Origin of the sequence: Marivita sp. (genome assembly GCF_022763305.1) — a bacterium.
Classification (GTDB): domain Bacteria; phylum Pseudomonadota; class Alphaproteobacteria; order Rhodobacterales; family Rhodobacteraceae; genus Marivita.
In genome coordinates this window covers 41,488-61,255 of the sequence record NZ_JALEGT010000108.1, presented here as the reverse complement: position 1 = coordinate 61,255, position 19,768 = coordinate 41,488, and the positions used below count along the sequence as shown (strand labels likewise).

Annotated in this window: 15 protein-coding genes; 5 read left to right on the top strand and 10 right to left on the bottom strand. The window is 63.2% G+C overall.

Annotated features, from left to right (window positions below; all coding sequences use genetic code 11):
- The first annotated feature begins 72 nt into the window (after positions 1 to 72).
- Complete coding sequence (locus MRY75_RS19180; protein WP_366934958.1) at positions 73 to 789, top strand: prephenate dehydrogenase/arogenate dehydrogenase family protein; 717 nt, start codon at positions 73 to 75, stop codon at positions 787 to 789.
- Between the two features lie 51 nt (positions 790 to 840).
- On the opposite strand, the gene der is transcribed toward MRY75_RS19180, so the two are convergent.
- The 3 genes from der to MRY75_RS19165 form a co-directional block, all read right to left on the bottom strand.
- A complete protein-coding gene (gene der / locus MRY75_RS19175; RefSeq protein WP_292309617.1) occupies positions 841 to 2,292 on the bottom strand; it encodes a ribosome biogenesis GTPase Der in 1,452 nt (483 codons plus the stop codon).
- A 67-nt stretch (positions 2,293 to 2,359) separates the two neighbouring features.
- On the bottom strand, positions 2,360 to 3,685 hold the full coding sequence (locus tag MRY75_RS19170; RefSeq protein ID WP_292309616.1) for a PQQ-like beta-propeller repeat protein: 1,326 nt from the start codon (positions 3,683 to 3,685) through the stop codon (positions 2,360 to 2,362).
- 47 nt (positions 3,686 to 3,732) lie between these two features.
- The gene (locus MRY75_RS19165; protein WP_292309615.1) at positions 3,733 to 4,389 is read right to left on the bottom strand and encodes a hypothetical protein; all 657 of its coding nucleotides are present in this window, start codon (positions 4,387 to 4,389) and stop codon (positions 3,733 to 3,735) included.
- Between the two features lie 342 nt (positions 4,390 to 4,731).
- Here MRY75_RS19165 and MRY75_RS19160 point away from each other — a divergent pair, with 342 nt between their 5' ends.
- From MRY75_RS19160 to MRY75_RS19150, 3 genes are all read left to right on the top strand, one after another.
- On the top strand, positions 4,732 to 6,039 hold the full coding sequence (locus MRY75_RS19160) for an efflux RND transporter periplasmic adaptor subunit (RefSeq protein ID WP_292309614.1): 1,308 nt from the start codon (positions 4,732 to 4,734) through the stop codon (positions 6,037 to 6,039).
- The gene (locus MRY75_RS19155) at positions 6,036 to 9,803 is read left to right on the top strand and encodes an efflux RND transporter permease subunit (RefSeq protein WP_292309613.1); all 3,768 of its coding nucleotides are present in this window, start codon (positions 6,036 to 6,038) and stop codon (positions 9,801 to 9,803) included. Before MRY75_RS19160 ends, MRY75_RS19155 begins: the two co-directional genes overlap by 4 nt.
- A 142-nt stretch (positions 9,804 to 9,945) precedes the next feature.
- The gene (locus tag MRY75_RS19150) at positions 9,946 to 10,119 is read left to right on the top strand and encodes a VPEID-CTERM sorting domain-containing protein (protein ID WP_292309612.1); all 174 of its coding nucleotides are present in this window, start codon (positions 9,946 to 9,948) and stop codon (positions 10,117 to 10,119) included.
- A gap of 75 nt (positions 10,120 to 10,194) precedes the next feature.
- Here MRY75_RS19150 and xrtE read toward each other — a convergent pair whose 3' ends face one another.
- The 3 genes from xrtE to MRY75_RS19135 all read right to left on the bottom strand — a co-directional run bounded on the left by xrtE (position 10,195) and on the right by MRY75_RS19135 (position 15,308).
- Complete coding sequence (gene xrtE, locus MRY75_RS19145; protein WP_292309611.1) at positions 10,195 to 11,772, bottom strand: exosortase E/protease, VPEID-CTERM system; 1,578 nt, start codon at positions 11,770 to 11,772, stop codon at positions 10,195 to 10,197.
- A gap of 98 nt (positions 11,773 to 11,870) precedes the next feature.
- Entirely contained in the window at positions 11,871 to 13,685 is a 1,815-nt protein-coding gene (locus MRY75_RS19140; RefSeq protein ID WP_292309610.1) for an ABC transporter ATP-binding protein/permease, read from the bottom strand.
- Positions 13,686 to 13,748: 63 nt separating this feature from the next.
- Complete coding sequence (locus MRY75_RS19135; RefSeq protein ID WP_292309609.1) at positions 13,749 to 15,308, bottom strand: helicase HerA-like domain-containing protein; 1,560 nt, start codon at positions 15,306 to 15,308, stop codon at positions 13,749 to 13,751.
- A 458-nt stretch (positions 15,309 to 15,766) separates the two neighbouring features.
- Between MRY75_RS19135 and MRY75_RS19130 the strand changes: the two genes are divergently transcribed.
- Positions 15,767 to 16,390: an invasion associated locus B family protein gene (locus MRY75_RS19130; protein ID WP_292309608.1), complete on the top strand. Its 624-nt coding sequence runs from the start codon at positions 15,767 to 15,769 to the stop codon at positions 16,388 to 16,390.
- Between the two features lie 54 nt (positions 16,391 to 16,444).
- Here MRY75_RS19130 and lpxB read toward each other — a convergent pair whose 3' ends face one another.
- From lpxB to fabZ, 4 genes are read right to left on the bottom strand one after another with little or no spacing between them, the layout of a single operon-like run.
- Complete coding sequence (gene lpxB / locus MRY75_RS19125; RefSeq protein ID WP_292309607.1) at positions 16,445 to 17,587, bottom strand: lipid-A-disaccharide synthase; 1,143 nt, start codon at positions 17,585 to 17,587, stop codon at positions 16,445 to 16,447.
- Entirely contained in the window at positions 17,587 to 18,489 is a 903-nt protein-coding gene (gene lpxI / locus MRY75_RS19120; protein ID WP_292309606.1) for a UDP-2,3-diacylglucosamine diphosphatase LpxI, read from the bottom strand. The genes lpxB and lpxI overlap by 1 nt, the downstream gene beginning before the upstream one ends.
- Positions 18,490 to 18,492: 3 nt before the next feature.
- Entirely contained in the window at positions 18,493 to 19,311 is an 819-nt protein-coding gene (gene lpxA / locus MRY75_RS19115; protein WP_292309605.1) for an acyl-ACP--UDP-N-acetylglucosamine O-acyltransferase, read from the bottom strand.
- On the bottom strand, positions 19,275 to 19,736 hold the full coding sequence (fabZ, locus tag MRY75_RS19110; RefSeq protein WP_085630989.1) for a 3-hydroxyacyl-ACP dehydratase FabZ: 462 nt from the start codon (positions 19,734 to 19,736) through the stop codon (positions 19,275 to 19,277). Before fabZ ends, lpxA begins: the two co-directional genes overlap by 37 nt.
- Between the last annotated feature and the right edge of the window lie 32 nt (positions 19,737 to 19,768).

Here is a 19,768-nt window from a genome sequence, read left to right as displayed (position 1 = left end):
CGGCACTTTGCCGCGCCAGATACATTTTCCAGAAACATCAACAACATGAATCTGCGTCTCTTTCTTTGACACATCGAGGGCGGCAAACATGGGCATAGGGCTTTCTCCTCCTTCAAGGCTTCCATCCCCGCAGCTTACACCATCCCTCCGGTCAGCGCGCCGCGATTACCCCATGTTTCGCAGGCTGATGTGATCCTCATTGCGGCACCGGTGTCCTCGTTTGAGACGGTTGTCAGCGAAATCGCGGTTGCTTGTCGACCTGGGGCGCTGATTGTCGATGTTGGCTCGGTCAAAACCATTCCATCGGAAATCATGCGGCGGCTGCTACCTAACAATGTAGACATCGTCGCAACGCACCCCTTGTTCGGCCCTCAAAGCGCTGCGAAGGGCATCGAGGGGTTAAAAATTTCGGTCTGCCCAATCCAGGGAAGACGGCATATGAGGCTTGCTGCATTCTTACGCATGGCTCTGGGTCTTGCTGTCATCATATCGACCCCGGAAGATCACGACAAAGAAGCGGCAGTTGTCCAAGGGCTCACACATCTCATCGCCAAGGTGCTTCTGAGAATGGGGCCCTTGCCAACGCGCATGACAACGAAGAGTTTTGATTTGTTGTCCGAGGCGGTTTCAATGGTTCAGCACGATGCACCGGAAGTGTTCGAAGCGATCGAGAAGGCCAATCCCTACGCCGAGACAGTGCGACGACGGTTTTTTGAATTGGCCGCCGATTTGAGTGCCGAGCTGGAAACAGCATCGAGGACATCGCCATTCGACGAAAGCGGACATTGAATGAACGGCGTCCAACGGCAGCAAAGTCCCGCTTTGCTGCCCCTCAGCCGCCTACCCCCGCCCCTTCCCCAAATGCTTCTTCAACGCCCCGGCGTTGCGTTCGCGGCGGCCTTTGTAGGGGTTCTTGTCGCTCTGTCCGCGCAGGGTCAGGCGGATGGGGGTGCCCGGCATGTCGAAATCCTCGCGCAGGCCGTTGACGAGGTAGCGTTTGTAGCTGTCGGGCATCTTGTCGGGGTGCGAGCACATGACCACGAAGCCCGGCGGGCGGGTCTTGGCCTGGGTCATGTAGCGCAGCTTGATGCGTTTGCCCTGCGGTGCGGGCGGCGGGTGCTGTTCGAGCATCGCGGCGAGCCAGCGGTTGAGCTGCGCGGTGGTCACGCGGCGGTTCCAGATGGTGTGGGCCTTGACGATGGCGGCTTGCAGGCGGTCGAGGCCGCGTCCGGTCTTGGCAGAGACAGTGACAAGCGGCGCGCCGCGCAGTTGCGGCAGGAGGCGTTCGAACTCTTCCTTCAGCAGCTTCAGCTTGTCCTGTTTGTCGTCTTCCATGTCCCACTTGTTGACGGCGATGACCACGGCGCGGCCTTCGCGTTCGGCCAGATCGGCAATGCGCAGGTCCTGTGATTCAAACGGGATGGCGGCGTCGAGCAGGACGACCACAACTTCGGCGAACTTGACCGCGCGGAGGCCGTCGGAGACGGAGAGCTTTTCCAGCTTTTCCTGCACCTTGGCCTTTTTGCGCATGCCCGCCGTGTCGAAGATGCGCATATGCACCCCGTCCCATTCCGTCTGGACGGAAATGGCATCGCGGGTGATTCCCGCTTCGGGTCCGGTCAGCAGGCGGTCTTCACCGAGGATCTTGTTGATCAGCGTGGATTTGCCCGCGTTGGGACGGCCGACCACTGCGATCTGCAAGGGCTTGGCGGCGGTGATGGCGCGGGGGGCGTCGGGGTCTTCCTCGCCCACGTCAACCTCGGTTTCGGGGGCGTCAGCGTCGGCGCGTTTCTCGAACTCATCGGCCAGCGGTTGCAGCATGGCGTAAAGCTCGGGCATGCCTTCGCCATGTTCGGCGGAGAGGCGCAGCGGTTCGCCCAGACCCAGCGCGTAGGCTTCGAGGACACCCGCCTCGGCGGCGTTGCCCTCGGCCTTGTTGGCGGCAAGCAGCACATGGTCCGAGCGTTTGCGCAGGATGTCGGCCAGCACTTCGTCGGTCGGGGTCACGCCCACACGGGCGTCGATGAGGAAGAGGCACACATCCGCCATGTCGACCGCGCGCTCGGTCAGTTTGCGCATCCGGCCCGGCAGGCTTTCGTCGGTGGCGTCTTCCAGACCGGCAGTGTCGATGACGGTGAAGCGCAGGTCGCCCAGCTTGGCCGCGCCTTCGCGCAGGTCGCGGGTCACACCGGGCTGATCGTCCACCAGCGCAAGCCGTTTGCCGACCAGCCGGTTGAACAGGGTCGATTTGCCGACATTGGGGCGACCGACGATGGCGAGGGTGAAAGACATGGGCGCGTGTGACTCCGGTTCAGATCAAGCCGCCCGCCTACCCCATTTCCCGCGCCTGTGGAAGGGGTCAGCGGTAGGCGTGCAAAACCCCGTTGGTGGACACCACGTAGAGCGTGCCATTGGCGACCACCGGACGCGTCGTGGCACCGCCGCGAATCTCGGTCTGGCTGATGAGGTCGCCCGAGGCCGGATCGAAAGACCGCAGGAACCCGTCGGACGAGGCCACGACAAGGCGCCCGCCCGCGAGGATCGGTCCGTGATTGGCAAAGGCCGAGTCCCGCCGACGCTGCGGGCGGCGCACCGGTTCGTAGCCGGGCAGATCGACGGCCCAGATCTGGCGGCCATCGGTGGCATCCAGACGAACCAGTTCGTTGAGGTCAGAGATGAAATACACCGAGTTGCCAGCGGGCCAGATCGGATCGAGCGCGCCCTGCTGCGCGGTCCAGATCCGTTCGCCGGAATTGACGTTGAGCGCGACGACGCTGCCCGAGTGGTTGCCCGCATAGACGGTGTTGCCATCGATCACCGGGTAGCCGGTGATGTCGTCGACCAGAGCGATGGCAAACCCGCGGCGGGTGCCGACGATGTCCGCACTCCAGAGCCGCAGACCGCCCTGACGGAAGGCCCCTTGCACAGCACCGCTGCCGAACGAGAAGACGACATGGGTGTCGTTGACGGCGGGTGGCGCGGCCCCTGCCACATTGCCGACATCCCCCAGACCGTCCGATTGCCAGCGCACGCGGCCATCCTCGGCCTCGATCGCCCAGGCCGTGCTGTCACCGGCAACCACGTAGACCAGCCCGCGATATACGGTGGGCGCTCCGGTGGCCGTGGCCTGCAGGCGCTGGGTCCAGATTTCGGAACCGGTGGCCGCATCAAGAGCGGTCAGGGTACCGAACCCCGAGGTCACATAGAGGCGTCCGTCGTCATAGGCGAGCCCGCCCGCGAGCGCCTGCGAGGCATCATCGCGCAGAGGCACGAGGCTGTAGGACCAGAGCGACTCGCCCCCGGTCGACGTGGCGGCAACGCGCCCGGCGCTGTCGACGGTGAAGATGCGGCCATCCGCAACGACGGGATCGGTGATGATGCGCGCCCGGCGCGAGTCGCCCTGGCCGATGGAGGTGGACCAGACCTGCGTCAGCTGATCGGACAGGGCGGCATGTGTTGTGCGGGCCCAGGGGCTGACATGGCTCTGTGCCCAGGACGAGTTGGCGGTGGCGGATGGCAGGTTGGCCGCCAGCGTGGTGTTTTCCGGCGCGGCGGCGGCCCCGTCCGAGTCCTGGAGGATTTCGCGGACGCCCAGACGTTCGCCCGGCAGGATGATCTCGCGATCCGCACATCCTGCGAGAACACCTGTTGCGATCACGCCGGCCCAAATGAATTTCGCTTGCACTGCCCTGCCCTCGTCTTCTTGTCTCGCGGACCCTGTCGGCCCTTCGATCAGGACGCCTCGATCTCGCCCCCCAGCGCCACAATCAACTGAGAAGCGCGTCGGCGCAAGCCTGCTGTCAGGTCTGCATCCGACAGAAGCGCGTTCAGACGGGACAGGGCGGCGTCGGTGTTGCCCGCTTCGATGTCGAGCAGGGCCAGTTGTTCCTCGGCCAGAAGGCGCAGCGGCGCGCCGGGTGTGGCCATCGCTTCGAAAGCCACGCGGCGTTCATCGGCGCTGAGCGGGCTTTCCGGGCGGGTCAGGGCCTTGAAGCTGGCGATCTGGCGGTAAATCTCGGGCAGGTCGCCATCCGTGGCTGCCCCGTTCAGCCGTTCGGATGCGGCGGTTCCATTGCCGGCCAGCGCTTCTTCGGCGGCGATCAGCATGTCGAGCACGGCAGCACCTTCGGCGGTGGGTGCTGCGATGTCGTCGAGGGCCGAGACACGATCCGCGGCTTCGTCGTTCTCCAGCGCGGTCAGGATCGCATCCCCGAACGCCTGCGCCTTGGCCGCTTCGGCGGCGCGGGTGTATTCACGATAGGCGGTGCCCCCCACAAGCAGCAGGACAGCCGCCACGGCAATCCAGCCGTACCGGCGCATGAGCGCAAAGAGCCGGTCACGCCGAACTTCTTCCGTGACCTCTTCGATAAAGCTGTCTGTGTCGCTCACCCGAACCCCCTGTGACCAGCGCCTCTTGCCGGACGCGCATGACTTCGGCCCCTCATAGCGCGATGCGGCGCAGGTGCCAAGCCGGGGTTTTCCTCTTGTTTTCATCGCGATTGCGAGGTCGCCTGCAACGATGTCGCGCAATTCTGGTGCAGCAGCGCACCGGGCGGGGTCCCGTCGGGACTATTCTGCTGTGCGGCCTTGAAAAATAATGGCGTGATCTTTAATCTAAACCGATCAGTTTACCGTATGTGTTCATGTCGGCGGACAAGGTCAAAGACGGTATGACATTCCGGTGCGTCGGCACCTTTTTAATGATAGGCCTGCAGGCACAAGGTTCGTCTGATGCGTATAGTTCCATTGATCACCGCCTGTCTGGTGGCGCTTGTCCTGTTCGGTCTCGTGATCGAAAGAGATCGCTTCTTCAGCCTCCTGTCAGACCTGAGCCCGCGCGAGGCCGAGGCCGTTGCTGCGGAAACCGCAGCCGAAACGCCCGAACCCGAGGTGGCTGCGGCACCTGCGGAGGATGTCGAGGACGGCGTTGTCCGCGTGATGGCGACACGCTCGGTCGCACAGGAGATCGGAACGCAGGTGCGCCTGCGCGGCGAGACCGAGGCCGCGCGTCAGGTGGCCGTGGTGTCCGAGGTCAGTGGCAAGATCATCTCGCCGCCGCTGCGCAAGGGCGCGTTCGTCGAAGAGGACGACCTGCTCTGCTCGGTTGATCCCGGCACGCGCGAGTCGGCCCTTGCCGAAGCGCAGGCGCGGCTGGCCGAGGCTCAGGCCCGCCGCCCCGAGGTCGAGGCCCGGATACCCGAGGCGCAGGCGCGTGTCGCTGAAGCGCGCGCACGGCTGGACGAGGCCCGCATCAATGCCACCGCAGCCGAACGCCTGAGCCAGGACGGGTTCGCCAGCCAGACCCGTGTCGCCAATACGGAAGCCGCCGTTCAGGGCGCACAGGCCGCGATCACTAGTGCAGAAGCCGGGCTGAAGGCGGCAGAGGCAGGGTTGGACAGCCTGAACGCCAGCATCGAAAGCGCTCAGGCGGCGGTTGCGCGGGCCCAGACGGACATTGACCGGCTGCAGATCCGCGCGCCGTTTTCCGGTGTTCTCGAAACCGACACCGCCGAGCTGGGCAGCCTGATGCAGCCCGGTGGGCTGTGTGCCACGGTGATCCAGCTTGATCCGATCAAGGTGGTGGGCTTTGTGCCCGAAAGCGAGGTGGGTCGCGTGGAGGTGGGCGCCCTTGCCGGTGCACGGCTCAACACCGGACCTGATGTGCAGGCACAGGTCACGTTCCTGTCGCGCTCGGCCGATCCGACCACCCGCACCTTTCGCGTCGAACTGACGGTGCCCAATCCCGATCTTGCCATCCGCGATGGCCAGACGGCGGAAATCCTGATCCAGTCGCAGGGCGTGATGGCGCATCTTCTGGCAGCTTCGTCGCTGACGCTGGATGACATGGGCGCCTTGGGTGTGCGCATCATCGACGCGGACAGCGCGGCGAAATTCGTGCCCGTGACCGTGCTGCGCGATACGCCCCAGGGCGTGTATGTGACCGGTCTGCCCGAACAGGCCGACGTGATCACCGTGGGGCAGGAATTCGTCACCGATGGCGTGATCGTCGCGCCCAGCTTTGAAGAGGTCATCCAATGACCGGGATCGTCGACTGGGCCGCCGAACGCGCCCGCATGGTGCTGGCCTTCATTGCGCTGTCCCTAGCCATCGGCTGGTTCGCCTATGACAACCTGCCCAAGGAAGGCGAGCCGGATATCGAGATTCCGGCTCTTTTCGTATCGACCGTCTTTCCCGGTATCTCGGCGGCCGACAGCGAAACGCTTCTAGTCAAACCGATGGAGACCGAGCTTGCCGATCTCGACGGGCTGAAGACCATGTCGGGCACGGCCGCCGAAGGCTATGCGGGCGTGGCGCTCGAGTTCGAATTCGGCTGGGACAAGACGCAGGTCATGGCGGACGTGCGCGACGCCATGAACAAGGCGCAATCGAAGTTTCCGGCGGGTGCGGAGCAGTATTCGATCACCGAGATCAACTTTTCCGAATTCCCCATCGTCATCGTGAATCTGACCGGCCCGGTGCCCGAACGGACCATGGCGCGGGTGGCGAAGGACTTGCAGGACCGGCTTGAATCGCTGGATTCCGTGCTGGAAGCCGGAATTGCGGGCAACCGGGACGAGATGCTCGAGGTGGTGATCGACCCTCTCAAGCTCGAAAGCTACAACGTCACGGCGAGCGAGCTGATCAGCGTCGTGCAGAACAACAACCAGCTGATCGCGGCCGGTGAAGTGCGCAGCGAACAGGGCAGCTTTGCCGTCAAGATCCCGTCGAGTTTCGACGATCAGCGCGATGTCTATGACCTGCCCGTCAAGGTGAATGGCGACCGCGTTGTGACGCTGGGCGATCTGGCGACGATCAACCTGACCTTCGAGGACCGCCAGGGCACGGCCCGGTTCAACGGGGAAAAGACGCTGGCCCTGCAGGTGGTCAAGCGCAAGGGCTTCAACCTGATCGACACGGCGGATGCGGTAAAGGTCGAAGTGGAAGCCGCCAAGGCGAGCTGGCCGCCGGAACTGCGCGCGGCGGTGAACGTGGGCACATCAAACGACCAGTCGCGGATCGTGGACAGCATGGTCAAACAGCTTGAGGGGTCGGTTCTGACCGCCATCGCGCTGGTGATGATCGTGGTTCTGGCCTCTCTTGGCCTGCGCGCGGCGCTTCTGGTGGGGTTTGCCATCCCGACCTCGTTCCTGCTGTGTTTCGTGTTCCTGTCGATCATGGGGGTGAGCATTTCGAACATCGTGATGTTCGGTCTGATCCTGGCGGTGGGCATGCTGGTCGATGGGGCCATCGTGGTCGTGGAATATGCCGACAAGCGCATCAGTGAAGGCTCCGGCCCGATGCACGCCTATGTCGAGGCCGCCAAGCGGATGTTCTGGCCGGTGGTCAGCTCGACCGCGACGACGCTCTGCGCCTTCCTGCCGATGCTGTTCTGGCCGGGTGTGCCGGGCGAATTCATGGGGATGCTGCCGGTCACGCTGATCTTCGTGCTGTCGGCCTCTCTGGTGGTGGCGCTGGTCTACCTGCCGGTGATGGGCGGGGTGACGGGCCGCTTTTCGCGGATGCTCGACCGGGCGTCCCAAGGCTTGCGCGCACGCACGCCCTGGCTGGTGCGGGCGGCATTGGTGCCGGTGGTTCTGGGGATGCTCTTCATCGGTGCGTTGATGCTGCTGGATCCGGGTTTCCTCTTCCCTCCGATTGCCGAAGGCACGGCTGCGCATCTTCCCGGTGTCGCGCTCTTTCTAGTTGGGTCGGTCCTTGCCTCCATTGTGCTTGACGCCGCGTCGATCAAATGGACCCGGAAAACGGTCGAGGGCCGGCGTCGCCGGACCCTGTTCGGCTATTTCATCAAGTTCATCGCCGGCAACCCGATCATGCCGATCGTGTCGGCGGCTGCCGTTCTGGGCTTTGTCGTGATGGTGTTCGGCTATTTCGGCGAGAACAACAACGGCGTTGAATTCTTCGTCGAATCCGAACCGGAACAGGCCATCGTCTATGTCCGCGCGCGCGGCAACCTCAGCCTCGAGGAAAAGGATGCGCTGGTGCGCCGCGCCGAGACGATCGTTCTGGCCCATCCCGGCGTGAAGAACGCGTTTTCCTTTGCCGGTGAAGGCGGGCTCAACACCGATGCGAGCGGCGCTGCAGTGCCCAAGGACACGATTGGCCAGGTGCAGCTTGAGACGATCCCGTGGGAAGACCGCGCCGACCGGCCCGATCTGGACGGGGATATCGTGCTTGAGGAACTGACCGAGCAATTGCAGGTCATTCCCGGTGTCGAGATCGAAATCCTGTCTCAGAACCGTGGCCCGGCCAGCGGCAAGCCCGTTCATCTGCGCCTCAAGGCGGATGATTGGGACGGGCTGATCGACGCCACCAAGGAAGCGCGCGCGAAATTCGAGGCGACACCCGGCCTGACGCTGATCGAAGACACGCTGCCCCTGCCCGGCATCGACTGGCAGATCGACGTCGATGTGGAGAAGGCCGGGCGCTACGGCGCCAACGTTGCCACTGTGGGCGCCATGGTGCAGCTTGTGACACGCGGCATCCTGCTTGATACCATGCGGGTGGACAGCTCGGACGAGGAAATCGAGATCCGGGTGCGCCTGCCCGAGGAAGACCGCGTTCTGTCAACGCTCGACACGCTGCGTGTGCGGACCACTGACGGGCTGGTGCCGCTGTCGAATTTCATCACGCGCAAACCGGTGGCCAAGCTGGCCGAGATCAACCGGGTCGATCAGAAGCGCCACTTCGATGTGAAGGCGGATGTGAAACCCGGCCTGTTCAAGGTGGTGACGGATGGGCCCGATGGCCCCGGCACCCTTGCCACGCTGCAGGAGCGCGCGGGCGGTGACATCACCGGCCCCAACGGGACGACATACACGCTTTACGGGACATCGACACTTGCCACTTCGGACGTTGCTGCGGCGCTTGAGACCGGCGCGCGGATCGTGCCGATCAATGCCAACGAACGGATTGCCGAACTCACCACGTGGCTCGAGACCGATCCCCTGCCCGGCATCGACTGGGAATGGACCGGTGATCAGGAGGAACAGGCCGAGAGCCAGGCCTTCCTGAGTAGCGCCTTCGCGGCGGCTCTGGGACTGATGTTCATCATCCTGCTGGCGCAGTTCAACAGCTTCTACAATGCGCTGCTGGTTCTTCTGGCGGTGGTCCTCTCGACCACGGGCGTGCTGATCGGGATGCTGGTCATGGATCAGACGTTCAGCATCATCATGACCGGCACGGGTATCGTGGCGCTCGCGGGGATCGTTGTGAACAACAACATCGTTCTGATCGACACGTATCAGGAATACTCACGCTACATGCCGCGGATCGAGGCCATCGTGCGCACGGCGGAGGACCGCATACGTCCGGTGCTGCTGACCACGATCACCACGATGGCGGGCCTTGCGCCGATGATGTTCGGCCTCAGCCTCGATTTCTTCGGCGGCGGGTATTCCATCGACAGCCCGACCGCGCTCTGGTGGAAACAACTGGCGACCGCCGTCGTGTTCGGTCTGGGCATCGCGACGGTGCTGACGCTGGTCTTCACCCCGTCCATGCTGGCGGCCCGGGTCTGGTTCACGACCTATGCGCTCTGGTTCTTCCGCCTGCTGGCGCGGCTGGGTGGCGGCAGTGCAAGCCGTGCCGGACGCGACTGGGCGCTGCAGCGGGCTGCGCATCAGTTGAAATCGCCGACCATTCTGTGGGACGATGAGGACACGCGCCCCGAGACGGACTATGAGGACGGCCTGACCGGTGCGCCGGGGCTGGAGGATCTCAAGCGGGTCTTGCAACGTTCGCAGGCGAACGAAGGCACGCCGCCCGTACGGGCTGCCGAATAATGTGGCGGCACTGTTTCCGCCCATTTTAGTTTGTTACGGCACACGTGAAGATTGTTGCGCAATTGTGAACACAAACCTCCAAAAGCTTGGAGATTGAGGCATTTTTGTGTAGCAACGAATCGCTGCTATATAGGAGGTACCTATGTTCTGGGATAGCTGGCGCATCTTTTTCGGGGGCGGAAGCACGACTCCGACTACACCTACAACGGTGTCGTCCGTGCCTGAAATCGATGCAAGCAGTGGTGCACTTGCGATTGCCGTGGTTGCCGCTGCTATGCTTCTGGCTTGGGAAGTGCGTCGTCGCAAGCAGGCGTAACGACCTTTCACGAAGCAGGAGCATCCGACGTTCGCGTCGGATGCTTTTTTTATGCGCAGGTTACATCCGAGCGGGTCAGATCAAGGACCACTGTCCCGTGGCAAGCGCCGCTGCCGCGATCAGCGCATTGGCCACGGCGTGGCACAGGATCGCGTCGAAGAGCCGCCCTCGGCGGAGCAGCACCAGAGCAAAGATGATCCCGGCAATCGCCGCTGCGAGCGGGCGCGAATGCAAGGCCGCGAAGCCTGCAGTCGTGATGGCGATGGCCAGACCGCGACGCAGCAGGCTGCCATCGTCGATCAGGCTGAAGAGATAGCCCCGGAAGAACAGCTCTTCCACGACGGGAACAAGGATCGACGTGCCGATCACCCGCAGCACCACCCACAGGGTCAAGGCAAGCGTGCCGAACTCGGCCAGCGAGGCATAGGGCTCTGCCGGTTCGGAGGTGACGATCCAGCCGATGCCGATCAGCACACCTGCCCCGACGGCGATCAGGTCGATGTCGCGTGTCAGCGCCAGCACGGGCTTCCGGAACACCCAAAGTGCCAAGGCCATCGCACCGACCTGTACGCCGTACCAGACCTCGGGTGTTTGCGAGAACGTGTGCACGACAAGACCCGAGAACATGAAGGCGAGGAATGGCACGATGAAGGCGGCCGACCTGTCCTCGGTCAATGGGGCTGCGTCGCCGCGCTGCGCCGTCCGGGGCGTCTTGCTGAGGCCTGGGAGCAGGTTGACGATGGTGAGGATCACCAGCGCCAGAAGGGTGAAGGACAGCCAGCCTGCAAAGCTGTGAAAGCCGTTGACCGCAAGCTCGGGTGACACGAAGGCGCCGATTGTGATCAGGACGGTGATGCGGACCACGTTCAGGATGAAGCTCAGAAGCAGCGCCGCGGGCCAGACGATCAGCCAGAACCGCCCCATCCGCAGATCGTCTTTCATCATCAGGGCGTAGATCGCCATGAAGGCCGTGGTCAAAGCCAGCCCTTCGATGCCGGAACAGGATTCCGCCACCTCGACAAAGAAATCGACGATGCCGATGGTTTCGCGTTCGAGATTGACGAAGACATCATTGCCGAGGATCGCAAGAAGGATGGCAACGCTGTAGAACGTCGCCAGCTGGAGCGTCTCGAACCAGTTCCAGGCCAGGCTGATGGCCCAGGCCAAGGACGGGATCAGCAGGGTGATGGCGATGGTCGGCACCAAAATGCGCGCGTGATCGGCGAAAAAGCTGCGCCATGCGCGGGCCGGCATGAGCCAGAGCGCAGCCCCGACCAGCGCAATCACGCCACCAAGCGCCAGCGCCGACAGGAAAATGGATGCGTGGTCAACCAGCTGGCCCTGCGACAGGATCAGCGTCGGTGCGGCGACAAGGGCAAGACCGGCCAGATGAACCCCTGCCCAGCGGCGCGCGGTGTCGCTGCCTGTGGCGGCCCGGTCCACAAGGCCCTGTCGCAGGCCGGGCTGAAAGAACAGCAACAGCGCAAAGCCAGCGGCCAGACACAGGCCAAGCACCATGCTCAGACGAACACCCCGGCAGAGGAAGAACAGGTTGGTCTGTCGGCACTCGAAATCGCTGAAGACCTGGTAGAGGGCGACAATCGCGATGGCTTCGAACAGCAAAAGAATTTGCGAAAAAATCAATCTCGACATGTGACCACTTTGCTCTTCACCCTACGAACGGCGCAAACACTGATCATTTGAGAGGGCCATTTTATGACCCTCCTGTGGTCATTCCCGTCGTGTTGTCCTCAGGCCGCCTCTTCTTCTTGCATCTGGCGGTTCCAGAGCGTCGCATAGCGCCCATGGCTGGCCAGAAGGCTGTCATGGGTGCCTTCTTCGACCACCTGCCCGTTTTCCAGAACGACGATACGGTCAGCATCGGCAATGGTGGACAGCCGGTGCGCGATGGTGATGACGGTGCGCCCCTCGCCCGCGCGCTTGAGCGCGCCCTGAATGGAGGACTCGGTTTCGGAATCCAGTGCCGAGGTCGCTTCGTCGAGGATCAGGATCGGCGGGTTCTTGAGAAGCGTCCGTGCGATGCCGACACGCTGCTTTTCCCCGCCCGACAGTTTCAGACCGCGTTCGCCCACCATCGTGTCATAGCCCTCGGGCAGCGACAGGATGAAATCGTGGATCTGCGCCGCGCGGGCCGCCGCAATGATCTCGTCCTCGGTTGCATTTGCGCGGCCATAGGCGATGTTGTAGCGGATCGTGTCGTTGAACAGCACCGTATCCTGCGGCACCACGCCGATGGCATCATGCAGGCTGGCCTGCGTCACGTCGCGCACATCCTGCCCATCGATCCGCACGGCCCCATCCGTCACATCGTAGAAGCGGAACAACAGCCGACCAATGGTCGATTTGCCCGACCCGGACGGCCCCACCAGGGCCACGTTCTCGCCCGAGCGGACGTTGAGCGAAATCCCCTTGAGGATCGGGCGCGCGGGGTCATAGCCGAATTTCACGTTGTCGAACTGCACCGCCCCCAACGTGACTGCGACCGCCGGCGCACCGGGCTTGTCCGAGATCTCCTGCGGTTGTTCCAGAAGGTCGAACATCTCGCCCATATCGACAAGCGCCTGACGAATTTCGCGGTACACCGTCCCGAGGAAATTGAGCGGCATGGTGATCTGGATCATGTAGGCGTTCACCATCACGAAATCGCCGACCGAGATCGTGCCCGCCTGCACACCGAGGGCGGCCATCACCATGACGATGACCAGCCCAGTCGTGATGATCAGGCTCTGCCCGAAATTGAGGAACGCCAGCGACGTCGCGGTCTTGATGGCGGCCCCTTCATAGGCCTGCATCGACTGATCATAGCGTGCAGCCTCGCGGGACTCGGCGCCGAAATACTTGACTGTTTCGAAGTTCAGAAGACTGTCGATAGCCTTCTGGTTAGCATCGGTGTCCTGCTGGTTCATCTCGCGGCGCAAACGGACGCGCCATTCCGTGACCTTGAAGGTGAACCACACATAGATTGCGATCGTGACCAGCACGACCGCCATGTAGCGGAAATCCAGCAGCCACAGCAGAACGAGGCAGACCAGCGCAAGTTCGAGGATCAGCGGGCCGACACTGAACAGCATGAACCGCAGGAGGAAGTCGACACCCTTGACGCCGCGTTCGATGATGCGGCTCAACCCGCCGGTCTTGCGCGTGATGTGATAGCGCATCGACAGACGGTGGATATGGGTGAAGGTCTCGAGCGCCAGCGACCGCAGGGCTCGCTGACCGACACGCGCGAACACCCCGTCGCGCAATTGCTGGAAGCCCACGTTCATCAGCCGGGCAAACCCATATGCAATGGTCAGACCGACACCCCCCAGCAGCAGGTCCGACGCCGTGCCGGAGAGCTGATCCACGGCTTGCCCGAACAGCCAGGGTGCCAGCAGGTTGACGATCTTGGCGAGCACAAGGCTCACCAACGCAATCACCACGCGCTGCTTGACCCAGGGTTTGTCATCCGGCCAGAGATACGGTCCCACCTTGCGGATCGTGCGCAGGCCGGAGCTGCGTTCCTTGGCGGCAAGATCCTGATCAGAAGTGGTGTCGGCAGGCATTGGGGCGTCTTTCGTCTGTTTCGGGGCAGAGACTTAGCCCGACAGCGCCGAAAGAACCAGTGCTCAGCGCGCCTTGAACAGGCCGCCAAGAATGCCCCGGACGATGCGCCGTCCGGTGGTGCCCTTCAATTCCTTGACCACGACATTGGCGATGGCCTCGCCGAGGCTTTCCTCTTTGCGGCTGGACCGGGTGGTTCGGGTCGGCTGCGAGGTCGAGCGCCCCACACGCGTGCCGGTATAGCGGCGGCCAGCGGTGTATTCGCGCATCGCGGCGTCAAGCTCGGCCTCTTTCTGTTCCGCCTCTTCCGCGGCGGCGGCCGCTTCCGTGGTCCGCTGAGCAAGGATTTCGTACGCTGAATGCCGGTCAAGCCGTTCGGCATATTTTCCGCCCAGATCGCTGGCTCCCATGATCCCCCCGCGTTCGGCTGGCGTGATCGGGCCCAGTTGCGACGAGGGCGGGCGGATCAGGGTCCGTTCGACCATGCCGGGTATGCCCTTGCGTTCGAGCATCGACGTTACGGCCTCGCCCACGCCGACTTCGCGGATCGCGGTTTCGGTGTCGAAGGCCGGGTTTTCGCGATAGGTCTCGGCTGCCATGCGCAGCGCCTTGCGATCCCGTGCGGTAAAGGCACGAAGGGCGTGCTGCACTCGGTTGCCCAGCTGTCCGAGGATGTCTTCGGGGATGTCGTCGGGATTTTGCGTGATGAAATAGACGCCCACCCCCTTGGACCGGATGAGCCGCGCCACCTGCTCGACCTTGTCGACCAGAGCCTTTGGCGCGTCCTCGAAAAGCAAGTGTGCCTCGTCAAAGAAAAAGACCAGCTTGGGCTTTTCCGGGTCACCCACTTCGGGCAGCTCCTCGAAAAGCTCGGACAAGAGCCAGAGCAGGAAGGTCGCGTAGAGCCGGGGCGAACCCATCAGCTTGTCTGCGGCCAGAATGTTGACCTGCCCCTGCCCGTTGGCATCGGTGCGCATCAGGTCACGCAGTTCGAGCGCCGGTTCGCCAAAGAAATCGGCGCCCCCCTGATTTTCCAGCACCAGAAGACGGCGTTGGATCGCGCCTACGGATTGCACCGCGATATTCCCATAGCGCAAAGACACGCTGTCCCGGTTTTCGCCCAGCCAGACCAGCATGGATTGCAGGTCCTTCAGATCGAGCAGCGGAAGACCTTCTTCATCGGCGACGCGGAAGGCGATGTTCAGAATGCCCTCCTGCGCCTCGGACAATTCCAGCAGACGCGAGATCAGCAGCGGCCCCATTTCGGCAACGGTGGTGCGGATCGGGTGCCCCTGATCGCCGAAGAGGTCCCAGAAGGTGACGGGAAAGGCGCGGTAGGCGTACTCCTCGAAGCCGATTGTCTCGGCGCGTTCGGTGAAGGGCTGATGCAGCTTGAACTCGGCGCTGCCGGGCTTGGCGAGACCCGAGAGATCCCCCTTCACATCGGCCATGAACACCGGAACCCCCTGAGCCGAAAAGCCCTCGGCGAGGATCTGGAGCGTGACGGTCTTGCCGGTGCCCGTTGCACCCGCGATGAGCCCGTGACGGTTTGCATAGTCGAGACGCAGCCACTGCTTGACGCCATAGCCCTCGCCGCCGCCACCGACAAACACACCGTTTTCCATACACAATCCCCCAACACAGTCCTGCGTCCGAACATACAAACTTAACCTTTTGCCGCCAGTATGTTTTTCGCCCAAATGCGGTCTTCTTCGCCGTGACGCGGGCATTCCTCCCTGTTGGACTGGCCACGCTGCAAGGCGTGGTCTTTTTTGTGAATTCACGATTTTATTTTGCCTGTTGACGCTGTGGATTTCATTTCGTAGCGTCACGGCAATAATAGTCGGCCGGTCCGACAGGGAGCATGAAAGGGAAGACGCACCACCGTGTCTTCCCTTTTACTTTCAGCACATTGCAAACGAAACTTCACAGATCACATGAAGCGTGGGGCTTGAAACATCCGGCACGTCGGACCGCAAGATTCCGCCGCTTTGGCGATCACCTTTTTGCGTTTGGGCCTGACAGTGACAGCCGCCCATGATAACGCACGCGCAAACAGGACCGATGCTTCGGAGAGGACTTCATGACCAAACCCCTTTTGATTTTGACATTGATGGCCAGCCTTGCCGCCAGCGGCGTCGCAACGGCACAAGAGACAGCGGCACCGGAGGCCACCGAAGCGCCGTCCGGCGGCTCTGACCTGTCGGTTCTCGACACGGGTGAGCCCGTGGCGGACCCGGAGGCCGAAGGCAACAGCTATGTCAGAACAACCCACGGCGACTGGGCGATCCAGTGTCTACGCGTCGCCGAAGGACCCGAGCCCTGCCAGATGTACCAGCTCCTCAAGGATCAGGCTGGCGGCAACGTCGCCGAGGTCAGCATCTTCCGCCTCGCCAATGGCGGTCAGGTTGCAGCGGGTGGCACGTTCGTCGTTCCGCTGGAAACGCTGCTGACCGAAAAGCTGAACGTGCGCGTCGATTCCGGTCAGGCCAAGCGCTATGACTTTTCGTTCTGCACACAGGTGGGCTGCTATGCGCGCGTGGGCTTCACGCCCGAGGACGTGGCTGCGTTCCGCCGGGGCAACGTGGCGAATGTGACCATCGTGCCGGCGCTTGCACCGGATCAGCGCGTGACGGTGGCGATGTCCCTGACGGGCTTCACCGCAGCTTACGAGGATATCGCCGAGCTGGAACGGCAGGGCCAGTAAGCCTGACGACAGACCAAGTCGCGGGGGGTGGATCGACAGGTCCAGCCCCCGTTTCTATTTCAGCCCGTCCAGAACCGCGAGAGCCGCGCGCTCGCCCGGTGGCAAACCACCCTGCCCCAAGCGTTCCATGGTCAGCGCCATGGCTGCGCGCTGCTGTTCCGGGGCTTGCAGGATGTCCGACACGGCGGCGACAATGGGCGCAGGCCGGCACTTGTCCCCGATGAATTCGGGAATGACCCGGGTCTCGGACACGAGGTTCACCAGCGTCACCGTATCCACAAGCAACATGCGCCCGATGATCTGGCGGCTGAGCCAGTTCATGTCATAGGCGATCACCATCGGCGTGCCAGCCGCAGCCAACTCGAGCGATACGGTTCCCGAGGCCGCAACGGCCACATCGGCCGCGAAGAACGCCGCGCGTTTCATCTCCATGCCATCGTGGAGCGGGTTGATCAGGATCGGCCTGATGGGCCAGTTGGACACCGCCTCTGACACCGGTGTGCCGACGTTGGGCGCGACGGGTAGGACAAACCGAAGATCGGGATGACGGGACGTCAGACCGGCCACCACTTCGCCGAAGATCGGCAGGAGGCGGGACACTTCGCTGCGTCGCGAGCCCGGCAGGATCAACGCCAGCGGCGCATCCTGAAGGCCGAACCGGGTCCGGAACTCGGCCACCTCCTGTTCGGACGCGACGGGGTCTGTCACGACGGGATGGCCGACGAAATCGCAGCGCATGCCGGCCGCTTCCATGTAGGGCGGCTCGAACGGCAAAAGCGCCAGCACCTGATCGATGTGGGCGGCCATCTTTTTTGCGCGACCCGGACGCCAGGCCCAAACCGTTGGGGCCACGTAATGCACGGTCCGGATGTTGCTTTGCGCCTTGACCAGCTTGGCGACCCGCAGGCTGAACTCCGGCAGGTCGATGGTGATCAGCACATCGGGCTTTGCGGCCAGCACGGCGTCGGCGGTCTGGCGGATGCGCGCCTTGAGCTGGCGGTATTGCGACAGGATCTCGGTGATGCCCATGATCGAGATCTCGTCCATGGGAAACAGGCTCTGCAGACCTTCGGCGATCATCCGGTCGCCGCCGATCCCTTCGAATGTCACATCCCCGGCATGCTTGCGCAGACCCGCCATCAGCGCCGCGCCCAGCTTGTCGCCCGAGGCTTCCCCGGCAATGACGAAGACTCGCATCAGCCGCCCTTTTCCCGCACCCAGAGGAAGAGGCCCAGATCGTCACACCGGGCCACGGTTCTGGCGCGATCCAGAACCATCACACCCCCGGCTTCGATCACGATACCCGACAGGCCTGCTGCGGCCACGGCATCGGGTGTGCCTGCTCCGATCACCGGAAGATCGGCGCGGCGGTCCTGACCGGGCTTTGGGCCCTTGAAAAGGATGCCGCCTTCCGACGGGGTCGACCCGCCAGTCAGCCAGTCGGTCGCATCCCCCAAGAGACCGCCGAACATGTCACCTGCCGCCGTGATCGGGTTGGACAGAAAATCGCCGTCGGGATTGGCACGGTCGCGGGCCAGACGGGTGAGCATTGCATCGGTTCCGGCAGCATCTTCGCGGGCCAATACGCTGTCGCCGCGCACGACACAGGCCTGACCCGCATCCCGCACGCCCATCGCTGCGACGGTGCGTTCCCCCAACCGCGCCTCGATCGCGTTCTGCGGCGTGTAGGTCTTGAGCGTCAGAACGCCGGGTTGCGGGACAAGATCAGGCACAAGCTCGTGCGCTGCCACGATGGCCAGGCCCGCCTCTTCGAAGAGCTGCATCACGATGCGTAGAGCACCATCATCGCCCGAGGTCAGCGCAGTTTGCAGGCGCGGCACCAAGGGGGCCGTCTTTGCGTCGAGCCGTGTCGGATCTATCGGAGGTCGGCGGATGGCTCCGCATAGGCAGACCTGCGTGACCGCACGTGACGCGAGCGTGTCGAGCAGACTGCCCAGCGTTTCCAGATGAAAGGTCAGATCGGCGGTCAGGCCGTCAGGTTCAAATCCGCTCAAAACGCAGATCAAAGGGCGCGACGGCTGCGCCTCGGCCACGATGCGCGGCAACCGCCCCTGCCCGCAGATCACCGCCAGCGTCATGGCTCAACCCGGAGTGAGGAAGGACCGGTCGGTCTCGCCTAGGATGAAATCGACAATGTGATGGACGTAGTCACTGTCGGTTTCCTCGCCCAGACGTCGGGCGCGATCCTGAAACGCACCCTCGCCCTGAGCGAGCATCTGGAACGCGGCCCGCAGCGCGGTGATGTCGGCGCGGCTGACGCCCTTGCGCTTGAGACCGACAAGGTTCAACCCGTCCAGCCGACCACGATCCGCCTGCACGAGTCCATAGGGGATCACGTCATTCGTGACCATCGTCACGGCACCAATGATCGCGCCGCGCCCGATCCGGACGAACTGGTGCACGCCCGACAGGCCACCGACGATCACGTCGTCTTCGAGGATACAGTGCCCGGCCAAAGCGGCGCTGTTGACCACGATCACGCGGTTGCCGATCTGCACGTCATGGGCGACATGGCAGCCCGCCATGAAGAGGTTGTCATCGCCCACGCGGGTCACACCGCCACCACCCTTGGTGCCGGTGTTCATCGTCACATGCTCGCGGATGCGGTTGCGCGCGCCGATGATCAGACTGGTCTTTTCGCCTTCGAACTTGAGGTCCTGCGGGATCTCTCCGATCACGGCGAAGGAAAAGATCTCGGTGCCTTCACCAATCGAGGTCTGACCGGTCACGACCACATGGCTTTTCAGCGTCACATTGTCGGCCAGAACGACCTCGGGGCCGACATGACAGAACGGGCCGATGACGCAGCCGTCACCGATCTGCGCGCCCTCTTCGATGATGGCGCTGGGGTGAATGCGGGCTGTCACGCGGGCAGATCCATCATGGCCGAGAATTCGCATTCCGCGGCCATCTCACCGTCCACCGTCGCCACGCCGCCGAATTTCCAGACCTTGCCGCCGGGTTTGCCACGCAGCGTGGTCAGCCGCATCTGGAGCTGGTCGCCGGGGATCACCTTGCGGCGGAATTTGCATTTGTCGATGGCCATGAAGTAGATCAGCATTTCCTTGTCCGCGAGGTCAAGCGCGGTGCCCACCATCACGGCAGCGGTCTGTGCCATCGCTTCGATGATCGTCACCCCCGGCATGATCGGCGTGCCCGGAAAGTGCCCCTGGAAATGCGGCTCGTTCATCGTGACGTTCTTGATGCCAAGCGCGGATTGCGTGCCGTCGATCTCTTCCACGCGGTCCACAAGCAGGAACGGATAGCGGTGCGGCAGGATGCGCTGGATCAGCTGGATGTCTGCACGAAGAAGCGTGTCGCTCATGGGGCGTCCTTTATGATCTTGTTGCGCTGTGA

Coding starts and splice junctions, on each gene's coding strand:
- MRY75_RS19130 (WP_292309608.1), top strand. CDS start 15,767: ATGACCAAACCCCTTTTGATTTTGACATTGATGGCCAGCCTTGCCGCC.
- lpxB (WP_292309607.1), bottom strand. CDS start 17,587: ATGCGAGTCTTCGTCATTGCCGGGGAAGCCTCGGGCGACAAGCTGGGC.
- fabZ (WP_085630989.1), bottom strand. CDS start 19,736: ATGAGCGACACGCTTCTTCGTGCAGACATCCAGCTGATCCAGCGCATC.
- MRY75_RS19150 (WP_292309612.1), top strand. CDS start 9,946: ATGTTCTGGGATAGCTGGCGCATCTTTTTCGGGGGCGGAAGCACGACT.
- MRY75_RS19155 (WP_292309613.1), top strand. CDS start 6,036: ATGACCGGGATCGTCGACTGGGCCGCCGAACGCGCCCGCATGGTGCTG.
- lpxI (WP_292309606.1), bottom strand. CDS start 18,489: ATGACGCTGGCGGTGATCTGCGGGCAGGGGCGGTTGCCGCGCATCGTG.
- lpxA (WP_292309605.1), bottom strand. CDS start 19,311: ATGCGAATTCTCGGCCATGATGGATCTGCCCGCGTGACAGCCCGCATT.
- MRY75_RS19140 (WP_292309610.1), bottom strand. CDS start 13,685: ATGCCTGCCGACACCACTTCTGATCAGGATCTTGCCGCCAAGGAACGC.
- MRY75_RS19135 (WP_292309609.1), bottom strand. CDS start 15,308: ATGGAAAACGGTGTGTTTGTCGGTGGCGGCGGCGAGGGCTATGGCGTC.
- der (WP_292309617.1), bottom strand. CDS start 2,292: ATGTCTTTCACCCTCGCCATCGTCGGTCGCCCCAATGTCGGCAAATCG.
- MRY75_RS19160 (WP_292309614.1), top strand. CDS start 4,732: ATGCGTATAGTTCCATTGATCACCGCCTGTCTGGTGGCGCTTGTCCTG.
- xrtE (WP_292309611.1), bottom strand. CDS start 11,772: ATGTCGAGATTGATTTTTTCGCAAATTCTTTTGCTGTTCGAAGCCATC.